The 22,509-nt window shown below is 59.6% G+C and carries 22 protein-coding genes and 2 pseudogenes; 6 read left to right on the top strand and 18 right to left on the bottom strand.

The features are described 5' to 3' along the window. The first annotated feature begins 16 nt into the window (after nucleotides 1–16). Nucleotides 17–1,525: a tripartite tricarboxylate transporter permease gene (locus tag PMI32_RS07585; protein ID WP_008032438.1), complete on the top strand. Its 1,509-nt coding sequence runs from the start codon at nucleotides 17–19 to the stop codon at nucleotides 1,523–1,525. Between the two features lie 335 nt (nucleotides 1,526–1,860). Beyond that, complete coding sequence (locus tag PMI32_RS07590; RefSeq protein WP_008032437.1) at nucleotides 1,861–2,859, top strand: bile acid:sodium symporter family protein; 999 nt, start codon at nucleotides 1,861–1,863, stop codon at nucleotides 2,857–2,859. A 134-nt stretch (nucleotides 2,860–2,993) separates the two neighbouring features. On the opposite strand, the gene PMI32_RS30745 is transcribed toward PMI32_RS07590, so the two are convergent. From PMI32_RS30745 to PMI32_RS07600, 4 genes and pseudogenes are all read right to left on the bottom strand, one after another. Next, complete coding sequence (locus tag PMI32_RS30745; RefSeq protein WP_238541035.1) at nucleotides 2,994–3,278, bottom strand: ketopantoate reductase family protein; 285 nt, start codon at nucleotides 3,276–3,278, stop codon at nucleotides 2,994–2,996. 180 nt (nucleotides 3,279–3,458) lie between these two features. Continuing rightward, nucleotides 3,459–3,850, bottom strand: a pseudogene (locus tag PMI32_RS30740) (ketopantoate reductase family protein); the annotation flags it as partial. Nucleotides 3,851–3,896: 46 nt separating this feature from the next. Continuing rightward, on the bottom strand, nucleotides 3,897–4,805 hold the full coding sequence (locus PMI32_RS07595) for an alpha/beta fold hydrolase (protein WP_008032434.1): 909 nt from the start codon (nucleotides 4,803–4,805) through the stop codon (nucleotides 3,897–3,899). Nucleotides 4,806–4,815: 10 nt separating this feature from the next. Then, nucleotides 4,816–5,529: an SDR family oxidoreductase gene (locus tag PMI32_RS07600; RefSeq protein WP_008032433.1), complete on the bottom strand. Its 714-nt coding sequence runs from the start codon at nucleotides 5,527–5,529 to the stop codon at nucleotides 4,816–4,818. 195 nt (nucleotides 5,530–5,724) lie between these two features. On the opposite strand from PMI32_RS07600, the gene PMI32_RS07605 reads away from it, so the two are divergent. Continuing rightward, nucleotides 5,725–6,315, top strand: coding sequence for a TetR/AcrR family transcriptional regulator (locus tag PMI32_RS07605; protein ID WP_008032432.1), 591 nt, complete (start codon nucleotides 5,725–5,727; stop codon nucleotides 6,313–6,315). 90 nt (nucleotides 6,316–6,405) lie between these two features. On the opposite strand, the gene PMI32_RS07610 is transcribed toward PMI32_RS07605, so the two are convergent. Then, entirely contained in the window at nucleotides 6,406–7,971 is a 1,566-nt protein-coding gene (locus PMI32_RS07610) for an aldehyde dehydrogenase (NADP(+)) (protein WP_032829024.1), read from the bottom strand. Between the two features lie 6 nt (nucleotides 7,972–7,977). Then, on the bottom strand, nucleotides 7,978–8,607 hold the full coding sequence (locus PMI32_RS07615) for a cysteine hydrolase family protein (RefSeq protein ID WP_008032429.1): 630 nt from the start codon (nucleotides 8,605–8,607) through the stop codon (nucleotides 7,978–7,980). 100 nt (nucleotides 8,608–8,707) lie between these two features. On the opposite strand from PMI32_RS07615, the gene PMI32_RS07620 reads away from it, so the two are divergent. Next, nucleotides 8,708–9,214, top strand: coding sequence for a winged helix-turn-helix transcriptional regulator (locus PMI32_RS07620; RefSeq protein WP_008032428.1), 507 nt, complete (start codon nucleotides 8,708–8,710; stop codon nucleotides 9,212–9,214). 47 nt (nucleotides 9,215–9,261) lie between these two features. Here the strand turns inward: PMI32_RS07620 and PMI32_RS07625 are convergent, their stop codons facing one another. The 6 genes from PMI32_RS07625 to PMI32_RS07650 all read right to left on the bottom strand — a co-directional run bounded on the left by PMI32_RS07625 (nucleotide 9,262) and on the right by PMI32_RS07650 (nucleotide 14,926). Next, entirely contained in the window at nucleotides 9,262–10,431 is a 1,170-nt protein-coding gene (locus PMI32_RS07625; RefSeq protein WP_008032426.1) for a M20 aminoacylase family protein, read from the bottom strand. 25 nt (nucleotides 10,432–10,456) lie between these two features. Continuing rightward, entirely contained in the window at nucleotides 10,457–11,689 is a 1,233-nt protein-coding gene (locus PMI32_RS07630; protein ID WP_008032424.1) for a diaminopropionate ammonia-lyase, read from the bottom strand. A gap of 59 nt (nucleotides 11,690–11,748) precedes the next feature. Next, on the bottom strand, nucleotides 11,749–12,525 hold the full coding sequence (locus PMI32_RS07635; protein ID WP_008032422.1) for an amino acid ABC transporter ATP-binding protein: 777 nt from the start codon (nucleotides 12,523–12,525) through the stop codon (nucleotides 11,749–11,751). Continuing rightward, a complete protein-coding gene (locus PMI32_RS07640) occupies nucleotides 12,518–13,183 on the bottom strand; it encodes an amino acid ABC transporter permease (protein WP_008032420.1) in 666 nt (221 codons plus the stop codon). The genes PMI32_RS07635 and PMI32_RS07640 overlap by 8 nt, the downstream gene beginning before the upstream one ends. 8 nt (nucleotides 13,184–13,191) lie before the next feature. After that, a complete protein-coding gene (locus tag PMI32_RS07645; protein WP_008032418.1) occupies nucleotides 13,192–13,833 on the bottom strand; it encodes an amino acid ABC transporter permease in 642 nt (213 codons plus the stop codon). Between the two features lie 115 nt (nucleotides 13,834–13,948). Further along, nucleotides 13,949–14,926: a transporter substrate-binding domain-containing protein gene (locus PMI32_RS07650; protein ID WP_238541034.1), complete on the bottom strand. Its 978-nt coding sequence runs from the start codon at nucleotides 14,924–14,926 to the stop codon at nucleotides 13,949–13,951. 260 nt (nucleotides 14,927–15,186) lie between these two features. Here PMI32_RS07650 and PMI32_RS07655 point away from each other — a divergent pair, with 260 nt between their 5' ends. Then, nucleotides 15,187–15,651 (top strand): Lrp/AsnC family transcriptional regulator, encoded by a 465-nt coding sequence (locus PMI32_RS07655; RefSeq protein WP_008032416.1) that lies wholly within the window; start codon nucleotides 15,187–15,189, stop codon nucleotides 15,649–15,651. 63 nt (nucleotides 15,652–15,714) lie between these two features. Here the strand turns inward: PMI32_RS07655 and PMI32_RS07660 are convergent, their stop codons facing one another. The 6 genes from PMI32_RS07660 to PMI32_RS07685 form a co-directional block, all read right to left on the bottom strand. Then, entirely contained in the window at nucleotides 15,715–18,150 is a 2,436-nt protein-coding gene (locus PMI32_RS07660; protein WP_008032414.1) for a TonB-dependent siderophore receptor, read from the bottom strand. 92 nt (nucleotides 18,151–18,242) lie between these two features. Continuing rightward, nucleotides 18,243–19,220: a FecR domain-containing protein gene (locus PMI32_RS07665; protein ID WP_008032412.1), complete on the bottom strand. Its 978-nt coding sequence runs from the start codon at nucleotides 19,218–19,220 to the stop codon at nucleotides 18,243–18,245. Next, a complete protein-coding gene (locus PMI32_RS07670; protein ID WP_008032410.1) occupies nucleotides 19,217–19,723 on the bottom strand; it encodes a sigma-70 family RNA polymerase sigma factor in 507 nt (168 codons plus the stop codon). Before PMI32_RS07670 ends, PMI32_RS07665 begins: the two co-directional genes overlap by 4 nt. A gap of 170 nt (nucleotides 19,724–19,893) precedes the next feature. Then, a complete protein-coding gene (locus PMI32_RS07675; RefSeq protein WP_008032408.1) occupies nucleotides 19,894–20,568 on the bottom strand; it encodes a helix-turn-helix transcriptional regulator in 675 nt (224 codons plus the stop codon). Nucleotides 20,569–20,587: 19 nt separating this feature from the next. Next, nucleotides 20,588–21,217, bottom strand: coding sequence for a hypothetical protein (locus PMI32_RS07680; RefSeq protein ID WP_008032407.1), 630 nt, complete (start codon nucleotides 21,215–21,217; stop codon nucleotides 20,588–20,590). Nucleotides 21,218–21,425: 208 nt separating this feature from the next. Further along, the gene (locus tag PMI32_RS07685; RefSeq protein WP_008032405.1) at nucleotides 21,426–21,857 is read right to left on the bottom strand and encodes a nuclear transport factor 2 family protein; all 432 of its coding nucleotides are present in this window, start codon (nucleotides 21,855–21,857) and stop codon (nucleotides 21,426–21,428) included. Nucleotides 21,858–22,089: 232 nt separating this feature from the next. Here PMI32_RS07685 and PMI32_RS07690 point away from each other — a divergent pair. Beyond that, nucleotides 22,090–22,311: pseudogene (locus PMI32_RS07690) on the top strand (hypothetical protein); the annotation flags it as partial. Nucleotides 22,312–22,509: the final 198 nt, after the last annotated feature.

Here is a 22,509-nt window from a genome sequence, read left to right as displayed (position 1 = left end):
GCAGGAGATCAACAGGGTGGATATTCTCGCAAGCCTGGCAATGGGGTTTTCCTCGGCTCTGACGCCGATCAATCTGATGTGGGGGTTCATTGGTTGTCTGCTCGGCACCGCCATCGGCGTCTTGCCGGGCATCGGGCCGGCGCTGACCGTGGCGCTGTTGCTGCCCATTACCGCGAAGGTCGATCCTACCGGCGCGCTGATCATGTTCGCCGGTATCTACTACGGCGCGCAGTTCGGCGGTTCCACGACCTCCATTTTGCTCAATACCCCAGGGGAATCGTCTTCCATGGTCACGGCCCTGGAAGGCAACCTCATGGCCCGCAATGGCCGAGCGGGACCGGCCTTGGCCACGGCGGCCATCGGGTCCTTTGTGGCAGGCACTGTCGCGACGGTTCTGCTGACCTTGTTTGCGCCCATTGTGGCGAAACTGGCACTGAAGTTCGGGCCTGCGGAGTATTTCGCGATTCTGGTGCTGTCGTTCACGACGGTGTCTGCGGTGCTCGGGGCGTCGATGTTGCGCGGCTTTGCATCCCTGGGGATTGGCTTGACCATCGGTTTGATCGGGCTGGACTCAACTTCGGGTATCGCTCGTTACACCTTGGGCGTCCCGGAGCTGGTCGATGGCATCGAAGTCGTGCTGGTCGCGGTCGGGTTGTTTGCGGTGGGCGAGGCGCTGTACAGCCTGCTGTATCAGAAAGAAGAGGCCTCCGGTCGACACCGCATGTCCTCGTTGTGGATGACGCGCGCCGACTGGAAACGCTCGGTTCCGGCCTGGCTGCGAGGGACGCTGATCGGTTTTCCCTTTGGTTCGATTCCGGCCGGTGGTGCGGAGATCCCGACGTTCCTGTCCTATTCGACCGAGCGCAAACTCAGCAAGTATCCGAAAGAATTTGCCGCCAACAAAGGCGAGGGGGCCATCGAGGGCGTCGCCGGCCCTGAAGCGGCGAACAACGCAAGCGCCACCGGTTCGTTGGTGCCGTTGCTGACGCTTGGTATCCCGACTTCCGCCACGGCAGCCATCCTGTTGGCGGCGTTCCAGAACTACAACCTGCAACCGGGGCCGCTGCTGTTTGAAACCTCGGGTGCACTGGTCTGGACCCTGGTGGCCTCGCTGTACATCGGCAACGTCATCCTGCTGGTGCTGAACCTGCCGTTGGTGGGGCTCTGGGTCAAACTGCTGCAAATCCCTCGGCCTTATCTGAATGCCGGGATCCTGGTGTTCGCCACCATCGGTGTGTATGGCATGCGTCACTCATCTTTCGACCTGTTGCTGATGCTGGCGATCGGGTGGGGCGGGGTGTTGATGCGGCGGTTCGACTTCCCCGTCGCGCCGGTGATCGTGGGCATGCTGCTGGGGCCGATGGCGGAGAAACAGCTGCGTAACGCGTTGTCGATCAGCGAGGGCGACTGGACGGTGTTTCTGACACAGCCGATTTCCGCCGCGTTTCTGGCGTTGACGTTGCTGGTGCTGGTGGTGCCGCATTTGCTGCATGCCAGAGGCATCAAGTTGCATGAGGATGATTGAGCCTGTGCGGTGGCGACCTGACAGCCGACCTGATTCTGTGGATGTACTCGTTCCCCTGTAGGAGCCGGCTTGCTGGCGATAGCGGTGGGTCAGTCAAACTATTTATTGACTGGACGGACGCCATCGCCAGCAAGCCGGCTCCTACAGTTGATTTGTGTAATGGCTGAGTACCGCGTCCTCATGAAGTTGCCGACACCCAGTTGTTTTTGTTGATGAATACATTCGCATCAACGTTATGTCCGTTAGGCGATATCTACTGGCTTGTTAGCGTTAGTCGGTAATCGGCAGGCGCGTTAGAGTCGACCCACGCCCCTCGCCACCACCGGATAATACCGATGACCCGCCCCCGTTTTTTACCCGACAACTTCACCCTGACCCTGATCGGCGTGGTGATTCTCGCCAGCCTGCTGCCCGCCAGCGGTCAGGTCGCGGTCGGTTTTGGCTGGCTGACCAACATCGCCATTGCCCTGCTGTTTTTCCTGCATGGCGCCAAACTGTCGCGTGAATCGATCATCGCCGGGGCTGGCCACTGGCGCCTGCATTTGCTGGTGTTCAGCCTGACGTTTGTCCTGTTCCCCTTGCTTGGGCTGGCACTAAAACCCTTGCTGTCGCCGATGATCGGCGCCGACCTGTACATGGGCATGCTCTACCTCTGCGCGCTGCCCGCAACGGTGCAGTCAGCGATTGCGTTCACGTCCCTGGCGCGTGGAAATATTCCGGCGGCGATTTGCAGTGCGGCAGCCTCCAGCCTGTTCGGGATTTTCCTCACGCCGTTGCTGGTGACCTTACTGCTGAATGTGCACGGCGAAGGCGGCTCGACGCTCGATGCAATCCTGAAGATCAGCGTGCAACTGCTGCTGCCGTTCATTGCCGGGCAGATCGCTCGACGCTGGATCGGCGCCTGGGTTGCGCGCAACAAGAGCTGGCTGAAATTCGTCGACCAGGGCTCGATCCTGTTGGTGGTTTACGGCGCGTTCAGCGAGGCGGTGATCGAAGGGATCTGGCATCAGATTCCGCTTTGGGAACTGGCCGGACTGGTGGTTGCTTGCTGCATTTTGCTGGCGTTGGTCTTGCTGGCGTCCACCGTGCTGGGCAAGGCGTTCGGCTTCAATCAGGAAGACCGCATCACCATCCTGTTCTGTGGTTCGAAGAAGAGCCTGGCCACCGGCGTGCCAATGGCCCAGGTCCTGTTCGCCGGCAGCACCATGGGGGTGTTGATCCTGCCGTTGATGCTGTTCCACCAGATTCAACTGATGGTCTGCGCCGTGTTGGCGCAGCGCTATGCCAATCGCAAGGAAACCATCCCCGAACTCATGGCTCAGGTTGATCCTTGAGCGCCCCAAACAGTGAGCAGCTGAAGCAAATACCTAGACGCTGAAGCTGCGACTTGCAGATCCACTCGATATCACTTGCCTGACTGAGCCTGGTAAACCAGCAGGTTCGTATAGACCAAGGCCAATATCGGCGCTTACAGGCCTTTCGCATTGGCCCTTTCCAGAAGGTCTCCAATGATCTGATCGGCCTCGATACCTCGACCCGCCATCAGATCCCGGTACATCGACGATGTCTGTGGAGAGCCTTCCAGTGTGAGAAGACGATTAGCTTGCGCCAGGAACGGTTCGCTCGGTTCCTGCCCCACGGCGCGGACAATTGACACCACCTCATCGATCGCACGCATCGCGAATGCGTGACCTCCTTTGACGGATGCAACATCGCCAATGCTGCCTCTCATCAGGCAATTTATCGTTCCCATGGCGGCGAGCAGCGTCCATTTTTCCCACATGTCTCTCAAGATCGTCTTCGACGTTGTCGCGTCAAATCCGGCCTCGCGCATGAACGTGTGCACAAGAGCGATTCGCTCTGAGTCGCTGCCGTCCAACTCGCCATAGGCGATATCGTTAAACGTGCCCTGTTGGACGATGTGGCCATGCTCGTCAAGACTCGTCGCGACTTTGCAGACGCAGCCCAGCAGGCGGTCTGCACCGAATTGTTTTGCGATCACGTCCATATGCCGCATTCCGTTCAGCAACGGCAGGATAACGGTGTCAGGACCAACGGCAGCCTCCATGTCGCGTAAGGCCGAGTCGAGGGCATAGGCTTTAACCGCCAGCAGAACGATGTCGAAAGGGCCCTGGATTTGCGCTGATGTGATGAGCTGCGGTTGTATTCGATGTCGCCGGCCGGGCTTTTTACGCAGAGGCCAAGTTGCTCCAGCTGGCTCAGTCGCTGCGGTCGCACAAGGAACGTGACATCCCGACCGGCGCTGGCGAGCTTGGCACCGAAAAATCCACCGGTCGATCCGGCTCCTACTATCAGAATACGCATGGGTGACTCCGTGGCGCAGCATTGTGGGCCTGAGCTGAGTATGGGCTCAGTTCAGGAAGGCATTGGCTTGCTGCACGAAATCGTCGGCATATTGGAATAACGCACCGTGCCCCGAGTTTGGATAGATCAGCAGTTTGGCGTTCGGTATGTGCTGTTGCAGCGTGAACGAGTTCTGGGTGGGGACCATGATGTCCTTGCTGCCGTTTACCACCAGGGTTGGTTGGGTAATCTTGCTCAATTGAGCAAAAGTGCCGTCACCGGGTGCGTTCCACTTGCCCAGCGCGGCCCCTTGGGCTGCGATGACCTTCATCGAATTGAGCTTGTCGAGGCCCTCAGTGCGTTGGTGGCGCCTTTCCCAGAATTCCCGGGCTGCCAGTTGGCTGGACGGCGCCGGATCGAAAAACAGGTAAGCCGTTTCTTCCAGCGTGGCGATGGACTCGCGAAGCGCGATTTCGGGAACCCGAGGATCATTTCCCGCAATCCCGCCGCGCGGCGACGTTCCTGCCAGGATCAGCCGGCGCACCAACTGCGGATGGCGTAACGCAACTTCCTGCGCCACCATGCCGCCGATTGAAAAGCCAAGTACGTCAACCTGCTTCAAGCCGCGTGTGCGGGCAAATGCGGCGACGTGGTCGGCCATGCCCTCGAACGAATCAGGCGTTTCGCCGCTACTGAGGCCCACCCCAGCATTGTCGAACAGGTAGACCGGTCGTTGCTTCGCCAGACCATCGGTCACGGCCGGGTCCCAGTAATCCAGATTGCCGCGAAAGTGCTGGAGCAAGATAACGGGAACGCCCGTCTGCGCCCCGAATTGTCGATAGGCATAACGCACGCCGTCAGCCTCGACGAATTGATTGGGAGCGCTGTTGTGCGTGGCAGCCGGAGCCGCGAGGGCGCCGCTGACTGCGATGGCGAAGAATGAAGCCCCGAGGGCCAACCGCTGGAAGAGGTTCACTGTGTGCCCCTTACGCAACGGTCTGGGCGTTGAGGTAAGCCGCTTGCCCGGTAGACAGGCTGGCTTTGATGGCGCGTGTGCCTTCGTCTGCGAGCACTTCCTGTAGTCCCGCTTCCACTCCGTCCAGCGATTGGATCACGACGTCGGATGGCTGGACTTTCGGTACATCAAAACCGTGTGTCAGGTCGGTGTCGATGAAACCCACGTGCAGCCCTTGCACACTTGTGCCCTGGCCATGGAGTTCGATTCGCAGCGAATTGGTGAAGCTCCACGCCGCTGCTTTCGATGCTGCATAGGCGGACAGGAAAGGCGCGGCAATCCAGGTCGCATCCGACAGTACGTTGACGATCGCGCCACCGCCGTTGGCTTTGAGGATGGGTGCGAAGGCGAGGCTGACGTGCATGACGCCGTAGTAATTGGTTTCGAAGATTTCGCGGGCAGCTTCCACCAGGCCAGGATCCAGCATGGAGGGCAGCACGCGAGCGATGCCGGCATTGTTTACCAAGAGTGTCACGTCGCCAGCCTGGGCCACCGCTGCAGCAACCGATGCCGGGTCGCTGACGTCGAGGCGAATGGCGATCACCCCCGGAATGTCGACACCTTCAGGGTTGCGCACCCCTGCATAAACCTTGCTCGCGCCACGTGCCACGAGTTCCTTTGCGAAGGCGAGGCCAAGACCACGGTTGGCGCCGGTAACAAAAGCTACGGAATCTTTAATGTTCATGGTGGTGTGCTCTGGCTGGGCGAGCGACTTACGCTCATTGAGATTGCGGTCGCAATCAATGAATTTATAATGTTGGTCGTAATTATTAAAGTCAAGATGGAATGTGATCCTCTGCGACGACCGGTAATACCTGCCATTCTTGTTAATTGCGACTACAACGATAATGTGCCAGAGTGCGCGCGGAGGAGCCTCATTATGAAAATCTCGAAAGAAAAAGCTGAAGAAAACCGCGCCGCACTGATCGAGGCGGCGAGCCGTCTGTTTCGCCAGAAAGGAATCGACGGGGTGGGCGTTGCCGAAATCAGCAAGTCGGCCGGTTTGACCCACGGCGCGCTGTACGCGCACTTCGCGTCCAAGGAAGCACTGGCGGCCGAGGCGCTGGCGTGGAGCCTGGCGCAGGGCAATGCCAAGCTCTATTCGGGCACTGTCGATGGCGAGCCGGACCTGGATCGTTTCCTGTCTGACTATCTATCCGTCGACAAGCGCGACGACTACGCCGATCACTGCGCAATGGCCGCGTCCGCCAGCGAAATCGGCCGTCAGGATGTTGCGGCGAGCGCTACGTTTACCGAGGGTTACATGGTGCTGGTTCGGGCGTTTGAGCGCAGGGTTGCTGCCAACAACCCCGGCGTCGACGCGCTGGACACCGCCATGGCCATCGTTGCCGCCATGGTCGGTGCCCTATCGGTTGCGCGTGCCACGGCGAAGGCCAGGCCAGAGGTGTCGGCGCAAGTGTTGCGGGGCGTTCGTCTGATGATCGACAACGCACTGGGCAAACCGGTCTAGCTGGAAAGACCGGTGTTTGGGAGTGCGCCACTTTGCTATCGATCGCGATTCTGGCCACTGACTCGCAAGACGTTCAGCGCTGGGTGGCGCCTACTGCCCGTCCACCAGCCGAGGCAGCCCCAACGGGTTGAAATCACGCAGTGCCTCAGGCAACAGCGCGTCCGGAAACCCCTGGTAAGCCACCGGCCGCAGGAAGCGTTCGATCGACGTCATGCCCACCGAGGTGAAGCGACTGTCCGAGGTCGCCGGAAACGGTCCGCCGTGAACAGTGGCGTGCGTCACCTCCTGCGGATGGGCGAAGGCGTTGACGACGATGCGTCCGGTCCTGCGCTCCAGCACCGGCAACAAGCGCCGGGCCAGTGGCAAGTCAGTCGCTTCGAGGTGCAGGGCGGCGCTGAGTTGGCCTTTGAGCGAGCGGGCAATGGCGAGCAGTTCAGCCTCGTCCTCGACGGTCACCAGCAGCGCCGATGGTCCGAAGACTTCCTGCGACAGGGCGGCTTCCTCGAGAAAACGTTGGCCGGTGACCTCCAGCAACGCCGATTGGCCGTCAACGTCGGCGCTGGCGGCCGCGCCTTCGGCAATGCGCTGCGCACCGGCGTTTTCCATTGCGGTAAGACCGTTCAGGTATGACGCATGGATCCCCGGCGTCAGCATCGTGCGGGCTGCGGCCTCACTGACGCGCTGCATCATGGCGGCGCGCAGCGCTTCAAGGCCGGCGCCTTTGATCGCGATCAGCAGCGCGGGCCTGAGGCAGGCTTGCCCGACATTGACCAGCATGCGCTCGATAAAGCCATCGCCGATCTGCGCGCCGCGCTCGGCCAGAGCTGCGGGCAGGATGAATGTGGGGTTGATGCTGGTCATTTCGGTAAACACCGGGATGGGATCGGGCCGCAGTTGCGCACGCCGATACAGCGCCATGCCGCCTTGCTCCGAACCGGTAAACGTCACGGCTTTAATCAAAGGATGATCGACCAGCGCTTCGCCGATGGTGTTGCCGCTGCCGCGTACCATCGAGAAAACCCCCTCGTGCAACCCGTGCTCCTGCACGGCCTTTTGGATGGCCCGCGCCTGGATTTCCGAAGCGCCCGGATGGGCGTTGTGCGCTTTGAGGATGACGGTCGCGCCGGCGGCCAATGCCGAAGCGGTGTCGCCACCGGCCACGGAATAGGCAATCGGAAAGTTGCTCGCGCCGAAAATGGCCACCGGGCCGATGGCCATTTTCTGCAGGCGATGGTCCATGCGCGGGCGCGGCTGACGATCAGGTTGTGCCGGATCGATGGCCAGTTGCAGGAAGCGGCCTTTGCGCACGACCTCCGCGAACTGACGGAACTGGACGGCGGCTCTGCCCGCTTCGCCCTCAAGCTGAGCTTCTGGCAGACCCGTTTCGAGCGCGGCCCGTGCCGCCAGCTCCTTGCGGGTGGCCTCAAGATTGTCGGCAATGCTCTCGAGAAACGCTGCGCGCCGAGCGAGCGACGTATGGCTGTAACTGTCGAACGCTTCGTCGGCGAGCGTTGCTGCCTGGTGGACTTGCGCGACGCCGCCGAGGGCAAAATCCGGTTCGATCAACGTGTTGGTCGCGGGGTTGAGCGCTTTCATCGTTCCTTCGGTGGCCGCGACATCGTGGGTCCCGATGATCAGGTTTCCTGTCAGTTTCATCATCGGTTATTCCTGCCCTGCGAGGGCGGCGACGAGTTCGTCCGTGGTCACAATCGAATGGGCAAACGTGGGGCCGTTCAGCTCGTGGGCGGCGTGCATCATTTCCGGGCGGAAGGCGGCGGTCGCGTCGCGCACCAGGGTGACGTGGTAACCCATTTCCGATGCATAACGGGCGGTCGCTTCGATGCAGGTGTTGGCCAGCAGACCGACGATGATCACGTGGGTGATGCCTTTTTGCTTGAGGCGAAAATCCAGGTCGGTGTTGGCGAAACCGCTCGAACCCCAATGCTCCTGCACGACGATGTCACCGTCCCTCGGCGCAAAATCAGGATGCCATTCGCCGCCCCATTCCCCGCGAGCGAAGTGGTGCATGTGCATGATCTTGCACTGGGTCGGCGTTGGATGGTCCCAGCCTTCGTAGTCACCGTGTTCCCAGCGATGGTGCGGTACGATGACGACCGGAATGTCGAGGGCGCGAACTGTGCGGTCGAGCGTGCGCAGGTTGTCGAGCAGGCCGACTTGCTCGGCGATCGGCTTGATCAAGGGGAAAACCTTGCCGCCTTCCGAGAGGAAATCGTTGTACGGGTCGACCAGCAGATAGGCGGTCCTGTTGAGCGGATAAAGGGCGTTCGACATGACGATGTTCTCCACAAAAGTTGAGTGATCGGTGCCGGGGACTTGCCTGGGCATCTTGTTGATATGATAATCATAGTTACAGCGAAAGAGGCAAGCCCGTATGTCGACCAACATTGCTGCTCCCGACACTCTATGCCCGATTGCGCGGGCCGAGACAGTCGTGGGCGACCGCTGGACCGTGCTGGTCCTGCGTGAGTTGTTCATGGGGAGTCATCGATATGACGAGATCCAGGCGCAGACCGGCGGCACCCCGCAAATGGTCGCTGCACGCCTGAAAAACCTGGAAGCCGACGGACTGGTAGAACGCCGTCTCTACAACGAACGGCCACCGCGCTACGAGTATCACCTCACCGCGAAAGGGCAGGCCTTTTACTCGGTGGTGTTGGCACTGCGCGCCTGGGGGGAAACCTGGTGCAAGTCGCCGGAAGAAGGGTTGGCGGTGGTGTACACCCACAAAACCTGTGGCGAGCCCGCCGGGTTAGGACCGCTGTGCGCACATTGCGGTGAGCTGTTGCGCCGCGAAGAGCTGATCAGTGAGCAGAGCGCGGCGTACCGCGCAGAGAGGCAGGCGCGGCGTGAGGCGTTCAAGGGCAGTCGAAGCGCGTAGCCGCCCGACAGAAAAAGCAGCACGTTGGCGTGCTGCTCTGTGGCGGGTTATCCCGCAGCGAGTGCTGTACGGGCAACTTCGGCGAAATAGTGCGCCCCCGTGGCCAGCACATTGTCGTTGAAGTCATACCTGGCGTTGTGAAGCGGAGTCCCCCCTTCATCCGCTTTGTCACCGTTGCCGATAAACACAAAATTGCCGGGTACGACCTGCAGGAACGCGCCGAAATCCTCTGAAATCATCATCGGCTGGATGTCCGCATTCACCCGGTCCGGGCCAACAATTCGGGTCGCCGCCGCGACAGCGATGGGGGTGCACTTTTCCCAGTTCACGGTGGGTGCGAATTCATGGGTGTATTCGAACTCGCACGATGCGCCATGGAGCCTGCAAATGCCTTCGCAGATTTCTCGCATGCGCCTTTCCAGCATGGCCTGGACCTCGGGCGCGTAGCTGCGCGTGTCGCCCTTGATGACGACGTGGGTTGGAATCGCATTGCGGATGCCATCGGTGATGAACTCTGTGCAGGAAATCACGGCCGGAACGCTCGGGTCGAGGTTGCGGGAAATCACCGTTTGCAGGGCCAGCACCACCTCGGAAGCGATGACGATCGGGTCAACCCCCATGTGCGGTCGTGCCGCGTGCGTGCCCTGGCCCTTGATCCGGATAACGAAGTTGTCCTCACTGGCCATGATCCCTCCAGAGCGCGTCGCGATTGTGCCGGCGGGCAACCCCGGCATGTTATGAGCGCCGTAGATCGCATCCACCGGGAAGCGATCGAACAGGCCATCAGCGATCATCGCTTTGGCGCCACAGCCGTGTTCTTCGGCGGGCTGGAAAATGAAGCGTACCGTCCCGTTGAAATCGCGAGTTGTGGTCAACAGCCTGGCGGCGCCGAGGATCATGGACATGTGGCCGTCATGACCGCAGGCATGCATTTTCCCTGCGGTTACCGAGGCGTGATGCCGCCCCGGAGCATCTTCGTGAATGTGCAGTGCATCCATGTCGGCCCGAAGGCCCACCACCGCCGGACTGTCTCCGACCTTCAAACTGGCGACCAGGCCTGTGCCGCCTATGCCCCGATGCACCTCAAGGCCCATCGACGCGAGCGCATCAGCCACGTAGTCGGAGGTGTGGACTTCTTCGAAACCGACCTCAGGGTGTTGATGGAGGTGGTGACGCCAGCTGACCAGCTGCGCGTGAAACTCGTGGTCGTCGATCACTGCATGGGCTCCTGCGTTCTGTTGATTACACATTTTTTTGTAGCTGCCATTGGTGCTGACGGGCAGTGACCGCTTGCGCGGATTCACCCACCAGACGCTCGTAGACCGACGGGGCCGTCGCACCCTCGGTACTGATGATGAGCACTCGGGATTCTCGGTCGATGCCGACTGTTCTGGCGGTTGCCGAATCGCGTAGCAGGATTTGAAGCGCTGCCAGACCGGCCACCGCCGACTCACCGGCCACCACAGGAATGTCGGTTGGACTGCCGTGAGCCAGCTGCTGCATGGCAGACACGGCGTCGTCGTCGCTGATGGTCATAAAGAAATCTACGCACGGTTCGAGGAATCGCCAGGCGAGGGGAGAGGTTTCGCCGCAGGCCAGGCCCGCCATGACCGAGTCCACCGAGCCTGTTGCTTTGGCGGGCAGGCCCTGAACCGCACTTTGGTACAGGCAATCCGCTTGCCGGGGTTCGACCATGACGAAGACGGGACGCTGTTCCTGGTAAATTTCCCAGAGGTAACTGCTGATGCCCGCAGCCATGCCTCCCACCCCCCCTTGCAGGAACACGTGGGTGAAAGGGCAGGTCGCCTGGGCCTTGCCCGTGGTTTGCTCGATCAACTCGGCGGCGATGGTGCCGTAGCCTTGCATCACGTCGCGAGGGACGATCTCGTAGCCCTCATACGAGGTGTCCGAGACGACCGGCCAACCGTTTTGTTCTGCCACGGCGGCGGTATGTTCCACCGACTCGTCGTAGTTACCTTCAACCCGGATGATGCGGGCGCCATACGCGGCAATGGCCGCCTCGCGTTCCGTACTCACGTTGGCATGCAAAACGATGACGCATTGGCAGCCGACGGTTTGAGCCGCGGCCGCCAGGGCCCGCCCGTGATTGCCGTCAGTGGCACTGATGACCGTGAAATCATGCAGGCGCTGCCGATATTGACCGGTGATGAGCCCTTTGGGATCAAAGGATTCATGGGGCATCAGCCGCAGAATCAGCCGGATCAACGCGATCGGTGCGCCGAGTGCCTTGAAGCTGCCCAGGGGTGAGCGTGTCGATTCGTCCTTGACCCAGAACCTGGCCACGCCGAGTTCTTCAGCCATGCCCGGAAGTTCCCACAGCGGTGTCGCCTTTTGGTTCAGGTGTTCCCAGCTCGATAGCCAGTCTCGTGACTCATGGGCCGCGTCGACATTCATGATGTCCTGAAGGTGTTTTGGGTAGGTGCTGCGAGAGGCGCGTGGGTTAGCGAAAAACATAGCGGTTCCTTGTAACGCTGGAGAAAAGGCGTGCGCGTTTTGGCGAGTTTCAGGGGCAGTCATGCCGTGGTCGTTCTGTAGCGCCCTAAAAACTGCCGAACGCGTTCACTGTCTGAGTTGGTAAAGAATTTTTCCGGTGCGGCTCTTTCAATGATCTGTCCTTTTTCAATGAACACGACCTCGTTGGAGACGGCGCGGGCAAATTCCATTTCATGGGTCACGATGACCATCGTGAAACCGTCCTCGGCCAGTGAGCGCATCACCGCCAGGACTTCCCCGACCAGTTCTGGATCGAGCGCAGACGTCGGCTCATCGAACAAGATGACTTGCGGGTTCATCGCCAAGGCTCGCGCAATGGCAACCCGCTGCCGTTGGCCTCCTGACAACGACCAGGGATAAGCATCGTGCTTGTGCGACAGGCCGACTTTCTCCAGCAGCGCAACCGCCTGATCATTGGCCTCTTTGCGACTGACACCCATGACATGAATGGGCGCCTCGGTGACATTCTGAAGCACCGTCAGATGGGGCCAGAGATTGAAGCTCTGGAACACCATGGCGGTTCTTGCGCGCATCGCCGCCAGTTCGCGATTGGACATGGCTTTGCCGCCGCCACTTTTAACGCCCATGCGATCACCGCCGATGTAGATTTCACCGGTATCAGGCACTTCCAGCCAGTTGATGCAACGCAACATGGTGGATTTGCCTGAGCCGGAAGAACCCAGAATGCTGACAGTCTGTCCTCGCTCGACCTTGAGGTTGATGCCGCGAAGCACCTCAATGCCGGCGAAGTGTTTATGCAGGTCACGGATTTCAACGACCGGGGCGGACTTATTCATGGACCAATCCTCTTTTCTGCGCTCGGCGACCCAGGCGACGAAGTAATGCCTCAACCAACAGGGTGATGGACCAATACAGTGCGATCACGAATATGAAGGGCGGCAGCGGAACAAAATATTTGGCTTGTACAGCAGAGGCCGCAGCCGTCAGATCCATCAAAGTGATGATCGACAGGAAGGCGGTGTCCTTCAGCAGGCAGACCAATTGGTTGCCAAAGAGCGGCCCGGAACGCATCACCATTTGCGGGAGAAGAATCCTCCAGTACATGTTCGAGTTGACGAAGCCGTGGGCATAGGCCGCTTCCGCCTGGCCTGCGGGCAGCGCGGTTCTCGCCGCCCGCAGGATCTCGGCGAAATAAGCACCGTGATACGTAATCAGGGCAATGAAACCCGCCGACCATACATCCAGGCTGATACCCAGATTGGGAAGCCCGTAGTAAAGGAGGTACAGGAAGATCAGGAAGGGCAGCATTCGCATCAGGTCCAGCGCCCAGCGAACAAGCCGTCGAAACAGGTTGTCCTGTCCTTCCAGCAGGAAAGCGATAACGCAGGCCAACATAAATGAGCAGGCAGACGACACGCCAAAGAGTATGAGTGTGTTCTGCAGCCCGGCCGCGAACACGTCCAGGTTGTCCCACAGCATTTTAATTCCGTTCATGGGAGCCCCTACATGGCCAGGCGCTTGGCGCGCGAGTCTGCAATTCTCTGGAAGCGGACAAGTCCACCGATGATCACGATGTAAAGCAGGCCCGCCGCGAGGATGGGAGGAAGCGGATCGTAAGTGACGGCAGCGATCCGATTCGTCACGCGCGTCAGGTCCACAATGCCGATCATGGCGATCGCGGGACTGCTTTTGACCAACAGGGACATTTCGTTCACAAGCCCGGGAAGGCTGGTGGTCAACATCTGCGGGAGCATGATGCGGCGAAGTGTCAGCCCCGTGGTCATGCCGGCGGCTTTTGCCGCTTCCAGTTGTTCGCGCGAGAAACTGGTCAGGGCGCTGCGCCAGATCTCGGCGTTGAACGCCGTGGTGTTGAGGGTCATGGCCGCAATGGCCACCACCCGGGCGTCGACTTCCCAGCCGATGGAGGGCGCAATCACAAACAGAAACAGCACCAGCGTGACCATCGGTGTCGCCCTGATCAAACTGACATAGACCGCGAGGGCCTGGCTCAAGACCGGGATCTTTGCCGCCCGCAACATGGCAACAACCAGCCCCAGAATGATGCCGAGCACGATAGAAAGGCCTGACACCCAAACGGTCGTCCAGGCCGCGTACACAAGCGTGATCCAGTCACTGCTTTGCATTGAAAACATCCTTCGAACAAGTCTTTTGGCCGTCGGCTACCTGCCGGATCAAAAGAACGATCTACTGACCTGACCATCGCTGACACTTCTTGCGCCAACGATGGCGGCTCTCAGGTTATTTCGCGGTCAGTTGAGTGAACTGTGGCGCAGAAGTAATCGGCTCGTGGGGCAGGTCATCGAACGATTGCCCGAGCCATTTTTTCTGTAGTTCGGCGAGCTTGCCGGTGTCACGCAAGTGGTTCACAAAACCACTCAGGTAATCGAGAAGCTCCTTGTTGCCCTTGGCCACTGGCCAGGCGATGTAGCCCATGCTTGAAGTGGCCTCGCCAACGGCGAACACCTGTGGACGTTCCTTCACCAGCATGTTGGCGGGCACGATCGAGTTCACAACGTAGTCGAGCCGGTGGTTCGCCAGGTCGGCATACGCCTCCGGGTAGGATTGGTACTGCACGATCTTGCCAATGGAACCGCCGGAGGCTTTGAGCTTTGCATCCAGCTGCGTCAGTCGGGCCAGTTGCGCACCACCGGCCTGCACGCCGACGATCAACCCGGAAAGGTCCGAGACGCTTTTGATGCGGTCATCGTTTGCGCGCTTGATGTAATGCGAGACCTCAGGGGCGACCGGTGCCACGAAGTCAAAGGCGCCCAGGCGTTCCTCCGTAACACCGGCGCCGGTGATGGCGGCGTCGTACTTCCCGGAGGTGATACCCGCCAGCAGGCCGGTCCAGGGCATGATGTCCTGATTCACTTTGAATTGAACGTACTTGCGCAGCTCCGCGATAACGTCCTTATGGAATCCTTCGGACTCACCGTCCTTTATAAATTCGAAAGGGTAATAACTGTCTTCGGTTGCAACGTTAAGTGTGCCGCGACTGTTTATCTCTGCCAGGCTGGCTGCACTCGCTGCGCCGGTAATACCGAGGCTGAAGATAAGACTGGCTGCGCCAACGATAAGAAAACGACCGGCCTTTGAAATGATACGGCGGTCAACTCGACTTTCTTGAGCACTGTTCATCGTGAAACTCCCATCGGTTAAGTGGTGGGGCAGTACCAAACTAAAAGCTGCGATTGGGGGTGAGATGGCGTTAGTCATGCTTTCTCCGTTTTTATTGTTTTCGGCGGGTGGAGCGCAGCCCTTGCCTGACAAGCAGGTGGGATAAAACGATGCTAATGCTCAGGGGGCGCACGATTGCTCGAAAATCGCGGCGTCAAACGCACCATCGTTGCGTTTTCAGCATTTTGTTGCGCAGCGGTCAGGTTTGGTGCGTTGGAACAAGGGCTTGTGCGCAACGAATGAGCGTCCAGGTGCCTTTTCTGCTGTAATGGCTGGGCCCCAGGTGAAGGAGTTCCCCTATGCAGCTAGATGCCTATGACCGCAAAATTCTCAACTTCCTTCAGGAAAACAACCGGATTTCCCAGCGGGAACTGGCTGAGGGCGTGAACCTGTCTCCTTCGGCAGTCAATAGAAGAATCGCCGCCCTCGAAGCGGCGGGAGTGATCAGATATAACGTCAGTATTGTCGACCCGGCAGCGGTCGGCCGACCGATCACCGTTATCGTCGAAGTTAAACTAGAGAATGAAAGACTTGATTTGCTGGATGAGATAAAGCGGCGCTTTGTGAGTTGTCCGCAAGTTCAGCAGGTTTATTATGTGACGGGGGATTTTGATTTTTTACTGGTGTTGAATGTGCGTGACATGAGTGAGTACGAACAATTAACCAGGGAGTTGTTTTTCTTCGGAAACATCAAGCAGTTCAAGACGTTTGTCGCGATGCAGAATAATAAAAGAACGTTTGCGATACCTTTGGAAATTGAATGACCCTGAAACGGCCCTCCCTGCGACAGCAGCCGGAAGGAGGGCGTTGATGGTCGAACGGTGGTGTTAGAACTCCGGCGTGTATTTCACGCTGAACATCACGTTGCGTGGTTCACCGTAGTTGTTGTTGCCGTTGATCTGGTTGTAGGCCGCTGTGTAGTAAGTCTTGTCGAACAGGTTGTTGGCGTTCATCGCCAGCTCGATCTCCGAGGAGAGCTGGTAGCCGACACGGGCATTCCAGACGGTGTAACCCGGTACGTTGACGACGTGGTCGTAACCCAGCGTATGGCTTTGGGTCGTGAAGCCCAGGCCGGTACTCACACGGCTCCAGTCGCCACCCAACTGGTAGTTGCCCCAGACGCGCAGCATGTGTTTCGGCGTCCACCAGCTGAAGACTTTGCCTTCGTTGTCCGGGTCCTTGAGGTACTTGGTGGTGTTGTAGGTATAACCCGCAAACAGTTGCAGACCGTCCAACACTTCGCCGCTGATTTCGGCGTCGAGACCCTGGCTGCGTACTTTGCCGGATGCCTTCGAGCAGTACCAACCGTCGCAGTTTTGCCCACCGTCCATATCGAGCGTGGCACGGTTTTCCTGGTCGTAACGGAACAACGCCAGGGACGTATTGACCCGACCCTCCATCAGCTCGCCCTTGAGACCCAACTCGTAGTTCGTACCGATAATCGGTTTGACTACCGAGCCGCTTGTAGTGCGTTCGGTTTGCGGTGTGAACACGTTGGTGTAGCTGGTATAGATCGCCCATTCGCGGCTCAAGTCATAGACGATACCGGCGAAGGGGGTGACTTCACCGTTTTCGTTGCTGGTGCTTTCAGGATCGGCGGTAATGCTGGTCGCGTCCTGGCGCCACGATTTATAGCTGTAGTCGTACCAACTGACCCGTGAGCCGAGCACCAGGGTCAGCGGATCAATCGGCTTGACCCGCCAGCTGCCGTAGAGGCCTTTTTGGCGGATGTCATACTTGCTTGGTGTCCCACGGCCACCGGGGCTATTGAGCAAACCCTCGTAGCTGATTTCGGGACGGTTGTGATCAATGTCGAAGATGGTGTCGGCACTGTTATTGAAGGTTCGGGCGAATTTGTCGTCCGACGTGTATTTGGAATAGTTGCCGCCCACCATGATTTCCTGCTGCATGGACAAGGCTTCGAATTTGCCGTTGAGGTTCATGTCCAGAGCAACTTTGGTGGAGTCCATGTCCGTCACGAAGTCAGCGTACTGCACGCCGCTGCCATCGGCATTGATGCCGTTGCCACTGGATTGCACCCGTTGGTTTTTCGCTTTATTGGTTTCAGTCATGCGCACGGCGCCGACCTTGAAGGCCCAATCGTCGTTGAAACGGTGTTCCAGGTCGGTGTAGAGCGTGGTGACATCGATGTCCGAATGGTTCCACTTCGCCCCGGTGTACGTGCTGCGCGGCAGGTCGATGGGCTTACCGCCGGCGTAGCGGGGGAAGCCGCGGACATTCGAGCGCGATTCGCCGTCGGACTGGCTGACCGCCAGGCCCAGGGTGGTGTCTTCACGCAGGTCGAAGTCCAGCGCGCCGTACAGCGAGGTGGTCTTGTACCATTCGGAATCGACGAACGAGTGGCTGTCGTCCTGGTCGGCAATGAAGCGCCCGCGCACGGTGCCGGCCTGGTTCAGCGGCCTGCCGGCGTCCAGTTGCAGACCGTAGTGGTCCCATGAGCCGGCCTTGCCGGTGAGGGTCACTATCGGTGCGGCCTGGCCGCGTTTGCGCACCAGGTTGACCGCGCCGCCAGGGCTGCCGGTGCCTTGCAGCAGGCCGGACGCGCCACGTAGCACTTCCATGCGATCGAAGAAAATCAGGTCCTGCGTGGCCCAGTTGCCCAGCGAGTAATAGTTGCGCGGAATCGGCACGCCGTCGTACTGCCAGTCATCGATCTGGAAACCACGCGAGCTCAGGATCAGGCCTCTGCCGACGCCTTGAGCACCGACCAGGCCGGTGGTCTTGTTGGCCGCGTCCTTGAGATCGACGATATCCTGATCGTCCATTTGCTTGCGGGTCATCACCGTGACCGACTGCGGGATTTCCTTGAGGGTGTGGGTGCCCTTGCCGATGGTCACCGCCCGCGCAGCGTAGGAGCCTGAGCCTTCGGTGGTGGCGTCGGTGCTGCGTTCGACGATGTTGGTCACGCCCAGCTGCAACGCTGCGCTGTTGTCCGGGGCTGGCTCGACACTGAAGTTACCTTGCCCGGTCACTCGCAATTGCAGGCCGCTGCCCGACAACGCCTTCTGCATCGCCTGTTCCGCAGGCATCTGGCCGACCACTGCCGGGGCTTGTTTGCCCTGCACCAGCGAAGGCTCCAATGAAACGATATGGCCGCTCTGACTGGCGATGGCATTCAGCGTGCTGGCGAGTGGGCCGGCCGGCAGGTTGAACATCAGGTCTTGCGCCTGCGACAGGGCAGGGCTCGCCAGGGTTGCCAGGGCGACAGCGGCGGAAAGGGCATGGGGCCACGGGTTGAACACAGCGTTCTCCTGAAAATGTGGAAGTGTCAGGAGATAGGTGGGACGAGAAATGAAAACCGGACACGAATGAGAGCTATTTTCAAAAAAATTTATCAGCGCGACTCTTTTGCACGTATCAGCGTCAACCATGGGCTGTAGCGATCCACGCGAATCGGCAGGGTTTCCGCCAGGGCCGTGAACACCCGATCCGGATCGTTCAACGGGAATACGCCCTGGACGCGCAAACCGCGAACCTCGGGAGCCACGCGGACAAAACCCCGACTGTAGGGGCGTAGCGCATCGACGACGTGTTCCAGAGGATCGTCCAGCACGTTCAATCGCCCGCTGAGCCAATCGGCGCGATGACGCTGATCGCCGGCCACCGGGACAATTTTCCCTGCATACAACAAGGCCGATTGACCTTCCTGCAGGTCAAGTGTCGTGCCGTTGAACAGACGGGCTTCGATGGAGTGTTGCAGCACCACAACGCGAGTCGCGTCTTGTTCCTGAGCCACCAGGAAACGGGTGCCCAGTGCCCGTATTTCACCTTGAGCGGTGCGCACCCGCAGCGGACGCTGGGGGTCGGCCGCCACCTGAATCACCAGCTCGCCGTGGCGCAGAATCACCAGCCTTTGTTTGTCATCGAAGCGCAGGTCCACCGCGCTGTTCGCGTTCAGACTCAGGCGGCTGCCGTCGGCCAGCGTGAAGTCCTGACGCTGGCCACGACCGGTGTGCAGATCCGCCAGCAGCGAGTCACCCAGCGGGCTGCGAATGCCGAGCCACGCGCCGCCACCCAGCAGACCCAGGCCGGCGATCACGCGGAGCGCATCGCGGCGTGAACCATGAGGCTGCAACAGCAGTTGCCGCGCTTCGTTGGCCTGACCGGGCAGACGCCGATCCAGGGCACGAATCGTGTTGAAGGAACCGCCAAGGCGTTCCTGCAAGATGGCCCAGGCCCGGGCATGTGCGGGGTCCATCGCCAGCCATGCGTTGAACCGTTCTTGCAGTGCGGCATCGGGCTTGCCGGCACGAAGGCTCACCATCCAGTCGATGGCCTGCTCGCTGACCGGGTCAAGGCGCGGCTTGCTCATGGCGTCAACTCGCTCAGGTAGCACTGACGCAATGCCTGTTTCATGTAGCGGCTGACCGTGCGTTCCGAAAGCCCCATTTTGTGAGCAATTGCCACGTAGCTCAGACCGTCTAGCTGGCTGTAGAGGAACGTGGCTTTGACGACCAGTGGCAAGCCGTCGAGCGCCCGGTCGATCGCGACCAGGGCTTCGATCAGTTGCAACTGTTCTTCAGGGGAGGGGGCGAACGATTCAGGCAGCGTGGACAGGCGTTCGAGGTAGGCCAGTTCCAGCTTGCGCCGGCGATGACGGTCAAAGATCAGTCGTCGGGCAATGGTCGACAGGTACGCGCGAGGTTGTTCGATGCTGTCGGGGTCTACCCGGGCCACCAGCATCTGGCAAAACGTATCGGCGGCGGTGTCCTCAGCGTCCGCGTGATTGCGCAGGCGCCGCTGGATATGCTGCAGCAGCCAGCGATGATGGTCGCTGAAAAAGAAGCCCAGCTTGCTGGTCGGAGGAACTTGCACCGGTTGGCTTTCCAGATGTTAGTGTGAATCGTTCTCAATACTACCTTTGAGAGGATCGCCACTGCAATCTCTGACTTCGCCGGATGCCATTCGGCCAACGCTGCCTCGACGTGAATAGGGGGGGCGGCGAGGTGTACGCGTCTTGCGATCTGGGCGATGTCGAAGACGGCTCAATCATCAACCGGATCTGTTTGCTCAGAAGGCCGCACGTTATCGGGCCCGGTGGCCGTTTCTGTGTTTGGTCGAAGCTTGAACCGGCAGACGTTACCGCCGCGCACCATGCATTCCGTGTGATCGACTTCTGCGCCGCCCAGCGTGCCGATCAAGGCCAGGTCCAGTTCACAGACCACCGGATGGGCCTCTGCGAGTCGGTGAAAAACGCAGTTGTGCGCGACGATTTCCGGGTCACCGCTGGAGCGAAAGAACACCTCCGACTGGTATCCCGCCTGGTTCATGTGTTGCACGATCCTGGCTTCGTCGACCACCTGCGATTCACGATCCAGCGCCAGTTTTCGGCCCATGCTGCGCATCAGCGTGGCCAGCGCTTCGGGACCGATGATGCCGGCCACTTCATCGATCAGCACACTCGCCAGCATTTGATACTGGCGAGGAAACTGCTCCTTGGCATGGTCGGTGAGCCGGTACAGTTGCTCTGGACGCCGACCCGTCGGCCGGGTATCGCCCCGCAACACCAGGCCGTCACGCTCAAGCGCCGCCAGATGCTGGCGAATCGCAGTGCGCGTGACGGCCAGTTGTTCGGCCAACTCGTCAATGCTCATGCCGCTCGCATGGTGCAGCAGCGCATTGAGCAGGTCTTGCTGTGTCCGGCCCAGTCCTTCCAGCATGGTGTGTCCTCGCCCGACGTCAGAACTTGTCCGGGAACTGCTTGACCAGTGCCGCCGTCAGCGCATCGGCCAGCGCCAGGATATGGCCGCGCATCATGTGCCAGGTCCGCGCTTCGCCCGCGTAATCGTGTGCGGCGAGTTCATCGATCTGCGCGACATGATGACCCCCGTGAGCACCGAGCATGGCAACCAGCGTGGCTTCAGGCAAGTTGGGGTTGGCTTTGGCCAGGAACGCGGCAATCGCCTTGGCATTGCTGGTCAGGTCCGCGACTGCGGCTTGCTTGCCTTTGCTGTCTTTGGCGACCGTTGCATCGCTGTAGTGCTTCACCGCGCCCCAGTGGCCGGCCAGCAATTTGAGCAACTGATCGGCAGCGGGCTGACCGTAGAGCGGGGCGATGCTATTGGCGATTTTGGTTGCGTTGTCGACCACTTGATCTGCGGCGACTTTGGCTTGCTGCTTGTCGGCAGCCTGATTGGCGATGGCGTAATTTCTGATCCAGAACACATGTTCGACCCACAGGTCGCGCAAGGCCAGGCGCGTGGTCAATGCAACGCTGTCAGGCGCAGCCGTTGAGGCGGGCGGCGTCTGACTCCAGACCGGTTGAGCACAGAACGCCAACAGCATTAAAGCCAGGATCTTGATATTCATGACGGCACCCTCGGGAAGTGGGATTGTTCGACAATATCAATTTAAGCATAAAAATATGTTTTTATCGGTCCGACGCCCCGCGCGCAGATCAACGGTCATTGTAGGAGCGAGCCCGCTCGCGATGAGCGTCAACGATGACGCAGTTTGCCTGAATCAACGCGGCGCTTATGGGGCCATCGCGAGCGGGCTCGCTCCTACACAACCCAAATCAGAACTTGAACGCCTGACGCCCGACCAGCAGCCAGTGGCCTTTCTGTTTCTGCCAGATCTGGAAGTTCTCGATTTCGGTCGGAATCACTTCAGTGCCTTTCAGCGCCTGTGCCGAGAAATGGTTGCGAACCAACGCCACGTCACCGGACAGGGTGATGGTCTGGTTTTGCATTTCGAGGGTCTTGAAAGCGCTCCGACCGGTTTCGATGTCGGCGATGTATTCCTGCTTGTTCTGGATTTTCCCGCTGGAATGCCCGTAGGTCAGGTTTTCGGCGGTCAGAGCGTTCAGTTCGGAAATGTTCTTTTTCAGCATGGCCTGGGTCAGGTGGTCGACAGCCTGGGCCACGTCTTTTTCAGCGGCGGACGGGGCGGCCGCGACATAGCCACTGAACAGGCACAGAAATCCAACCAGCAATTTCGCTTTTTTCATGGGTGTTTCCTTGTTGTTGTGGGTGATCGAGTGATGAACATAAAGATCATTCATCAGTCGTCGTACAACCTAGCATGCGCTGAGGAAAAAACGAACATGGCTTGGGGGAATTACCGCATGTCGTAAAAACCGCACGAACGCAAATAGCCCTTCAATTGCGCTGTGACGCAGTCGATAACCTGTTCAGAAGCCATGCGCGAATGGCCGCACCCTCCGACAGGAGACCCACAGAGTGTCGATAAAATTACGCTTGCTCTTGCTGATCGGCACCGGCCTGCTGACGGCCTTGATCATGAGCCTGGTCAGTTACCTGGGAAATTCGCAAATGGCGACCGCAGTGAATGACAACGAGGTCAGCATGACCGCGCTGCGCAATCACCTCGAAGCCGACATGATGCACGACGCGTTACGCGCGGATGTGCTGTCGGCGATGGCGGGGAAGTTGTCGCAGTCGGTGGATCGGTTTCGCCTCTGAAAATAAACACGAACCTGTAGGAGCCGGCTTGCCGGCGATAGGAGCAACGCGGTTTAACGGGATACCGCGTTGTTAGCATCGCCAGCAAGCTGGCTCCTACAGGTATTTGTCGGTGACGGCACCCTCGACGACGGATGACCTGTCGGCGCTGGCGGGGAAATTGTCGCAGTCGGTGGA

Origin of the sequence: Pseudomonas sp. GM60, from assembly GCF_000282415.1 — a bacterium.
GTDB classification, from domain to species: Bacteria; Pseudomonadota; Gammaproteobacteria; order Pseudomonadales; family Pseudomonadaceae; genus Aquipseudomonas; species Aquipseudomonas migulae.
Note: the sequence above shows the minus strand (reverse complement) of the source record. Positions and strands in the feature narration are given on the sequence as shown.

Excerpts from the sequence above, each read along its gene's own strand:
- PMI32_RS07655 (WP_008032416.1), top strand. The coding sequence starts at position 15,187 with ATGCAGCTAGATGCCTATGACCGCAAAATTCTCAACTTCCTTCAGGAA.
- PMI32_RS07650 (WP_238541034.1), bottom strand. The coding sequence starts at position 14,926 with ATGACTAACGCCATCTCACCCCCAATCGCAGCTTTTAGTTTGGTACTG.
- PMI32_RS07590 (WP_008032437.1), top strand. The coding sequence starts at position 1,861 with ATGACCCGCCCCCGTTTTTTACCCGACAACTTCACCCTGACCCTGATC.
- PMI32_RS07605 (WP_008032432.1), top strand. The coding sequence starts at position 5,725 with ATGAAAATCTCGAAAGAAAAAGCTGAAGAAAACCGCGCCGCACTGATC.
- PMI32_RS07600 (WP_008032433.1), bottom strand. The coding sequence starts at position 5,529 with ATGAACATTAAAGATTCCGTAGCTTTTGTTACCGGCGCCAACCGTGGT.
- PMI32_RS07685 (WP_008032405.1), bottom strand. The coding sequence starts at position 21,857 with ATGAAAAAAGCGAAATTGCTGGTTGGATTTCTGTGCCTGTTCAGTGGC.
- PMI32_RS07675 (WP_008032408.1), bottom strand. The coding sequence starts at position 20,568 with ATGCTGGAAGGACTGGGCCGGACACAGCAAGACCTGCTCAATGCGCTG.
- PMI32_RS30745 (WP_238541035.1), bottom strand. The coding sequence starts at position 3,278 with ATGGGAACGATAAATTGCCTGATGAGAGGCAGCATTGGCGATGTTGCA.
- PMI32_RS07620 (WP_008032428.1), top strand. The coding sequence starts at position 8,708 with ATGTCGACCAACATTGCTGCTCCCGACACTCTATGCCCGATTGCGCGG.
- PMI32_RS07615 (WP_008032429.1), bottom strand. The coding sequence starts at position 8,607 with ATGTCGAACGCCCTTTATCCGCTCAACAGGACCGCCTATCTGCTGGTC.
- PMI32_RS07665 (WP_008032412.1), bottom strand. The coding sequence starts at position 19,220 with ATGAGCAAGCCGCGCCTTGACCCGGTCAGCGAGCAGGCCATCGACTGG.
- PMI32_RS07645 (WP_008032418.1), bottom strand. The coding sequence starts at position 13,833 with ATGCAAAGCAGTGACTGGATCACGCTTGTGTACGCGGCCTGGACGACC.
- PMI32_RS07635 (WP_008032422.1), bottom strand. The coding sequence starts at position 12,525 with ATGAATAAGTCCGCCCCGGTCGTTGAAATCCGTGACCTGCATAAACAC.
- PMI32_RS07680 (WP_008032407.1), bottom strand. The coding sequence starts at position 21,217 with ATGAATATCAAGATCCTGGCTTTAATGCTGTTGGCGTTCTGTGCTCAA.
- PMI32_RS07610 (WP_032829024.1), bottom strand. The coding sequence starts at position 7,971 with ATGAAACTGACAGGAAACCTGATCATCGGGACCCACGATGTCGCGGCC.
- PMI32_RS07630 (WP_008032424.1), bottom strand. The coding sequence starts at position 11,689 with ATGTTTTTCGCTAACCCACGCGCCTCTCGCAGCACCTACCCAAAACAC.
- PMI32_RS07640 (WP_008032420.1), bottom strand. The coding sequence starts at position 13,183 with ATGAACGGAATTAAAATGCTGTGGGACAACCTGGACGTGTTCGCGGCC.